The following is a 7,259-nucleotide window of genomic DNA, read 5'->3' as shown; positions in this document are numbered from 1 at the left end:
GAGGGGGGAGGGGGGACGCTCATCGCTCCAGGCCCACCAAACACAGCCGCATTCGCATTGGTAAAATTCCTGCCACTTTCGGCGATAGTCTTCCATAAAGACCGGCGATCGCCGATTAATCCAGGCTCGCTGGGCTGCCATCGGGCTAGACCGACAGGTGGGGCAACAAAAGCCTTGGGCATGGATTGCGGGTTCAGTCCACGCGGGTGCAATGGGGGCAAAGGCATCCATGCAAGTGATCAACTTCTCAACGCCGGGTTGGGTTTGGGCAACAAGCACCCTAGACACGCCCCCTACCAACGATCGGTGCGCATCCACTGGCGTTATTGTCGCAGAATTTGTCCCCCGCTGCGCGGTCATTCGGTTATCGGAACGATGACAACACCTGGGCCATATAATCCCCCCACAGTTTGGCCGCGATCGCGCTGCTGCCAGCGGTGGGTGAGTTATCATCATTGCCCAGCCATACGCCCGTTGCGATACCCGCCCCTGGGAGATACCCCACAAACCAGGTATCGACATTATCATTCGTTGTTCCGGTTTTGCCGGCTGCCCCCGCCCCGATATTGGCATTGCGGCCTGTGCCAAATTGCACCACCCCTTGCAGTAAATCCGTCATGGTGGCGGCGACACTCGCGGATACCCCGGGTTGGTTGGCATCAGCCGTTCCGGCAAAGTCATAAATCACCCGACAACTTTGGGCATCATCGCGATCGCGGCAATCGCCGCTATCGAGCACCCGCTGAATGGCATGGGGGCGGTTGTGTATCCCCCCATTGGCAAACGTGGCCACCGCACCGGTCATTTCTAAGACCGTCACCTCACTTTCCCCTAGGGCTAATCCGGGGGTTGGCCGGAGGGAAGACTCAATTCCCAGGGTTTTCGCCAGCCGGATTACCCGCTGCAAACCGACGGCCTGGGCAATCCGTAGCGCCACGACGTTCTCGGACTGGGCCATCCCCTGGTACATATCCACGGCCCCCCCACTGCGCTCACAGCCCGAAAAGGATTGTCCCTGCCAGGTGAGGGGGGCACAGGAGAAGGGGGTGCTGGGGGCAATCCCCTCGGCTAGGGCTGCCGCATAGACCAACACCTTGAAGGTTGATCCGGGTTGGCGCAGGGCTTGGGCAGCTCGGTTAAACTGGCTCTCGGCATAGTCCACACCGCCCACCATTGCCATAATCGCTCCCGTTTGGGCATCAATCGTGGCGATCGCCCCCTGGGCAAAGCCGAGGGCCGCCCCCTCCGTACTGACGGTTCGTTGCAGCGCTGCTTCGGCTGCCGTTTGAATGGCAGGATCTAGCCGCGTTTCAATAATGAAATTGCCTTCCTGAGCCAATTCGCTACCCAGCAGCCGCTCCAGTTCGGCAAAGACATAATCATAAAAATAGGGGGCGATCGTGCTTTCCAATTGCTCCCGCGCACGGGGGTTGATTTCAATCCGGGAGCGACGTGCCCGTTGGGCTTCGGCCTCGCTGATAAAGCCCTGGCTCACCATGCGGCTCAGGACGCGATCGCGCACCTGCACGGCAGCTTCATAGTCGCGAATCGGGTTGAAACTATTGGGCGCAGGCAGAATCCCCACCAGGGTTGCCGCCTCCGAGAGAGTCAGGTCACGGGCGGATTTACCGAAGTAAAATTGGGCCGCATCCTCGAACCCATAGCTACCACTGCCCAGATACACTCGGTTCAGGTAGGTCCGCATCAGATAGTCCTTGCTGTAGACCAGCTCCAGCTTCAGAGCCACGATCGCCTCCCGAATCTTGCGCCCAGCCGAGTCGGCAGTCCCCACGTAATCCCGGAATAGGCTCCGGGCCAATTGTTGGGTGACCGTACTGCCCCCTTCCTGGACCGAACCGCTGCGCAGATTGGTGACCACCGCCCGCAGAATTCCGAGCGGGTCTACCCCCAAATGCCAGTAGAAGCGGGTGTCTTCCGACGCAATGACCGCATTGGGCAAATAGGCTGGAAAATCCGATAACTGCTCAAACTCAATATGGGCGCGGTTATAGGGTTCCCGCAGGGGCGTGGTGTTGTCGCGGGCATAGACAATCACCGGCCCCTGGATCGAATGGGGCAGGGGCCGCACCGAGAATTTTTGCCACTCTAGGCCAATCCAAAGCCCCATGAGGAGACTCAGCCCCGTAAAGCCATATAGCCCATACCGCAGCCCCCGCAGGTAGGGATCGATGCACGTGATTGTGACCGCATCCTGGATCTCTGGCGGCCCTAGGGTAAGGTGATCACCGTGGCGCAGGCGGTGCCGCCCGGCCAACCGTTGTCGCCGATAATAGGTGCCATTGGTAGAACCCGCATCTTCTACCCAAAAACGGGCGGGCTGTTGCGGATCGCGATCGATCGCCAGATGACATTCACTCACCAGTTTGTTTTGCACCGGGATATCCAGATCCGAGGCATCCGGGAGATTGCTGCGCCCCAGACGGTAATGGTCACCCGCCAGGGGGTAGGGGACCGGGTGGGCGTCGGGATGTTGGGGATCGTGAACGCGGAGTTTGAGGACCCTGGCGCGCGGCTTCAGTTTCTGGGAGAGTTCCGTAAAGGTCAGGACCGCTGTTTGGGCGGGCGGCAGGGTTACCTGGGGGGTCGTGTAGGTGAGGGTCACGACATCAGCTAGATCGGGAGGACCGAGCGTAAAGGCATCGCCGTGGCGAAGTCGCTGCCGCGTGATCCGCCGCTTCCCCTGGTACAGGCCATTTTGGGATTGTTCATCCTTAATCCAGAACCAGTCCGGTCGTTGGGGATCGCGCGCGATCGTCACATGCCGCTTACTGACGATCGGGTTGCGCACCTTGATATCACACGAACTACTCCGTCCCACCGTGTAGTAGTCCCCCACTAGGCGATAGGGGGTGGTGTGCGCCCCCGGATTTTGGGGATCTTCCAGCCGCAGTTCGGGAACCTGGGCATTGGGTTTGAGCTTGAGTTGGGAAAAGCGGCCAGGGACAACCGTTTGCACCAGATTTGTCAAGGTTGTCATCAAACGGTTCGGCTGGCGGGATGGGGGAGGCGTTGGCGTCATAGTTGGCGTCATAGTGCCGACGGGGCACTACCAATGGGGATTCTTCGTGAGCAGCGCTTCGACGGCGGAGCAAGACAGGGGACGCGAGAACAGGTAGCCCTGGCCATATTCGCAGTTGAGCGATCGCAAATAGCGCAGTTGTTCCAAGGTCTCGATGCCCTCCGCTACGACGCTGAGTTCAAGGTTATGTGCCAATATAATAATCGTTTGCGTAATTTCAATCCCCCCCGTCCCATCATGGCTATCTGCCTGGGGGTCAATGGTATTGACGAAGGAGCGATCGACCTTGAGGATATCGATCGGGAAACGGTGGAGATAACTCAGGGATGAATAGCCCGTCCCAAAGTCATCAATACAGAGTTGGACATTAAGCTGTTTGAGGGCGGCAAAAATATCCTTGGAAAATTGAATATTTTCCATGATTGTCCCCTCCGTAATTTCCAGATTGAGGCTGCCCGGAGCCAGTCCTGTTTCTGAGAGGATTGCCCCCACCTTGTCCACCAGTTTGGGTTGAGAGAATTGCTGACTGGCTAGGTTAATACTCATGGTCAGCGGGGTCGGTTTCGGAAATTGTTGCTGCCAACGCTGGGCCTGGTGACACGCTTCCCGCAGTAACCAATCGCCAATCGGAATAATTAGCCCCGTTTCCTCCGCTAGGGTAATAAATTCCGTTGGGGGAACCAGGCCGCGTTGGGGGTGTTGCCAACGAATCAGGGCCTCAAAGCCGGTAATGTTCCCGGTTTGGAGAGAGACAATCGGTTGATAGTACAGGACAAACTCCTGCCGTTCCACAGCCCGCCGCAGATCATTATCCAGTTGCAGCAACGCCACGGCCCGATCGTGCATTTGTTGATCAAACAGTTCGTGACGGGCACGTCCCAGGGATTTAGCGTGATACATGGCCGTATCAGCATCCCGCAGCAACTCCTCCGGGAGGTGATAGCCCGTGGTACTCAAGGCAATACCCACACTCAGGGTGACAAACACTTCCTGGTGATCGAGGTAAAAGGGGACCGAGAGTTCCCGCTGCAAACGATCGGCAAGGGCGGTGGCATCAGCGGTGGAGTTGATGTCTTCCAGCAGGATGGCAAATTCATCCCCCCCCAGGCGGGCCACCGTATCCCCAGAGCGTAAGCACGCTTCTAATTTCCGGGAAATGGCAATCAACAGTTGATCGCCGACAATATGACCCAGGCTATCGTTGATGACCTTAAAGCGATCGAGGTCAATAAATAGTACTGCAAATAGATAATCATCCCGTCGCTTGGCCAGCTCGATCGCATGGGAGAGGCGATTCATGAACAAATTACGGTTGGGCAAGCCGGTCAGGGCGTCGTGGAGAGCATCATAGAGTAATTGCTTCTCAAAACCCTTGCGATCGGTAATGTTGCGAATAATGGCCAGGGCTTCATCCTGGGTAATGGTTACGATTCGGGCTTCATAGAAGAGAATACTTCCCTCAACCAGGGATTCATATTCAAAGACTTCGGTACGATTCGTTTGTAGAGCACGTCGCACATAGCGAATCATCTGTTGCGCGGCTGGTGTTGGCAAGATCTGATAAATATTTTGGCTAACAAAACTACTAGATGAGTTTTGTAGCGGATGTCCTTTAGGAACCTTAAAATCAAGGATAATGCCACTGGAGTTGAGGTGTAACATCAAATCCGGGATTGCATCCAGTAGCGCTCGATTTTTAGCTTCACTTTTGCGTAAGGCAGCTTCCGCTTGCTTGTAGTTTGTGATATCAACTAGATAACTCCGAATTAGGTCACTCTCATGAATATAATGAACTAATTGCTGAAAATAGCGATTGTTAACATAAATTTCACGCTCAAGATGTTTCTGCTCACGATGCTTGTCTACAGGCAGAATTCCCGACAAAATTGGATGTTCTAGGAGCAATTTTTGTAATTCAGGAAATAGTTGAATTGCTGTTGGATTTAAGTAAGTTAATCGTCCCTTCATGTTAATCTCAATTACTGGATTGGGATTTAACTCCGGGAAAGAAGCGAGTCGAATCAATGAGGTTTCATAAACTTCTTTTGAGCCAACGTCATCAGTAATAAGAGTTTTTTCAAGAGCATTGTCGTCGTCGTCTTCAATTTGACTAATAAATTGATTGATTTCATCACTTGCCAGTGCTGTGCTTTTAATTGCAGTATGCGTTGTATAGTAATGGGCTTCAATATCTTTGCCAAAGTTAATGACATCCCCATGCTTAAGATCATGAGAAGCTGTCGATCGTCCATTGATCAGCAGCCCATTCGTACTACGTTTACCTTGCAGGTCCCCGTCAATGATACGGAATAGGTAATTATTAGAACTGGGTAGGGTTACCCGCAGTAGGATGGCATGTTGGCGCGATACCCAGCGCGATTTTAAGGGGATTGAGTTATTAGGATCACGTCCGATCGAATAGGTAGAAGACTCCAATGGAATCACTCGCTTACCCTGACTATCCGAAATGACGAGGTAATGGTAAATTTGCTGTTGCTCACCATTCATGGATTCGAGGTGCCCCTGGTATCTGGAAAGGGTTAGATTCTAACAACGCCCTGATGATCTTAACGAGCGAAGTCTCCTATTCCCATGAAACCAGTTCATCAGAAACGGGGGAGAGACTTCTGCTGTTGGTTGAGCGATAGCCGCTGCCAATCGGGCGGCTTTTGCGAGTTAAACCCGCTAGTAGGATATCGAGTTAGGCCACTCGGCAAGCTGTACTGAGTGGGGTCCATTGGCTGATCCAACTAAGCGATTATTCCCCTATTATGGGCAATTCGTAACCTGATCCCCACCGTGCCTTAGCAACCGCATTCTGCCCTTGACCATATCCCAAGATGGCCAGAGTCGCAAAGTCACGGATACTGGGGCCAATGCCTCGACGGATACTCCGCTTTCTTGTCAAGATTTCTTAAAATTAACGGTTTCACGAGGAGACGGCGATATGGACTGGCAATATTGGCAACGCTGCTTGGCGCTTCAGCCGCATCCGGAGGGGGGCTATTATCGTGAATCCTATCGATCGCTGGGCCGGATGGCCCTACCCCAGGGCGAACGGCCTTACAGCACGGCGATCTATTACCTACTGGTGGGCACCCAGATCTCCCGCTTACACCGCCTCCAGTCGGATGCTGAGGTGTCCCCCTTGGCCACGGGCGAAGTCGATCACGATCGGGCGTGCTTGGTAGGCTGTACCGTTAGCCCTGGCTTTGAGTTTGCGGATTTTGCGATCGGCGATCGGGCAACTTTGTTGGCCCAGTATCCCCAGCACCCAGCCTTGATTGAGCGGTTTACGCCCCATTGGTAGGCCAGTGCTAACCGAGGCAGGGGGCCGCCGAGACGGCTACCCCACAAGACTGGCGGCTGGGGGTACTGGTGGGGTAGGGTCTTCTAAGCTGAGACACCCGCCGATCGTTCCGCCAAGCGTAACTTCGCCGATCGCGCCCTAGGATTGTTGGCGACCTCCGCTGGCGCTGGCACGATCGGTTTCTTCGTCAACACCGTCAGGATTTCCGACTCCCGCAGCCGATGCTTCACCAGCCGATCCTCCAGGCTATGGAAACTAATAATACCGATCCGTCCACCAGGGGTGAGCCAAGCCGGAGCCTGCGCCAAAAACGTTTCCAGGGCTGTGAGTTCTTGATTAACGGCAATGCGTAACGCTTGAAACACCCGGGTTGCCGGATGGATGGCCTGGCCTCGTGATTTCCCCAAGGGAGCGCTTCGCGAACGCGATCGGGCCGCAGCGGGAAAACAATGGGCGATCGTGTTGGCCAACGCCGTCGTTGAGCGAAAAGGCCGTTGGGCCACAATCCGGCGGGCAATGCGCCGGGAAAACCGCTCCTCGCCATAGGTAAAAAACAGATCGGCCAAATCCCGCTCATCATAGGTATTGATAATGTCAGCCGCCGTGAGGGTCTGGCTAGGGTCCATACGCATATCCAGGGGGGCTTCATGGCGAAAGCTAAACCCCCGTTCCGGCGTGTCAAACTGGGCCGAACTCACCCCCAGATCCGCCATAATGCCATCAAACTTACCCATCGCGGGGAGTGGGCCAAGGGTTTGGAAGTAATCCGCGAAATTCCCCTGCCAGAATTGGACCCGATCGCCATAGTTCGCCAGGGCAGATTGGGCCGCCGCGATCGCCAGTGGATCACGATCGATCGCCACCACCTGGGTATTTTCCCTTCCATCACGGCAACGCACGAGTTTGTCG

Annotated in this window: 5 protein-coding genes; 1 reads left to right on the top strand and 4 read right to left on the bottom strand. The window is 55.1% G+C overall.

The features are described from left to right. The 3 genes from ACWIUF_RS19050 to ACWIUF_RS19040 all read right to left on the bottom strand — a co-directional run. On the bottom strand, positions 1-288 hold a 288-nt coding region (locus tag ACWIUF_RS19050; protein ID WP_448574111.1), incomplete at its 3' end, for a hypothetical protein. Between the two features lie 76 nt (positions 289-364). After that, positions 365-3,052, bottom strand: a complete 2,688-nt coding sequence (locus ACWIUF_RS19045) for a PBP1A family penicillin-binding protein (RefSeq protein WP_448574110.1) — start codon at positions 3,050-3,052, stop codon at positions 365-367. A 15-nt stretch (positions 3,053-3,067) separates the two neighbouring features. Continuing rightward, complete coding sequence (locus tag ACWIUF_RS19040) at positions 3,068-5,548, bottom strand: EAL domain-containing protein (RefSeq protein ID WP_448574109.1); 2,481 nt, start codon at positions 5,546-5,548, stop codon at positions 3,068-3,070. Between the two features lie 316 nt (positions 5,549-5,864). Here ACWIUF_RS19040 and ACWIUF_RS19035 point away from each other — a divergent pair, with 316 nt between their 5' ends. Beyond that, positions 5,865-6,350, top strand: coding sequence for a cupin domain-containing protein (locus ACWIUF_RS19035; protein ID WP_448574108.1), 486 nt, complete (start codon positions 5,865-5,867; stop codon positions 6,348-6,350). An 83-nt stretch (positions 6,351-6,433) separates the two neighbouring features. Here the strand turns inward: ACWIUF_RS19035 and rsmH are convergent. Continuing rightward, positions 6,434-7,259 (bottom strand): 16S rRNA (cytosine(1402)-N(4))-methyltransferase RsmH (rsmH, locus tag ACWIUF_RS19030; protein ID WP_448574107.1); only part of this gene is annotated, 826 nt, incomplete at its 5' end.

This window comes from Trichothermofontia sp. (assembly GCF_053493415.1).
This window is presented reverse-complemented; position numbering and strand designations above follow the sequence as displayed.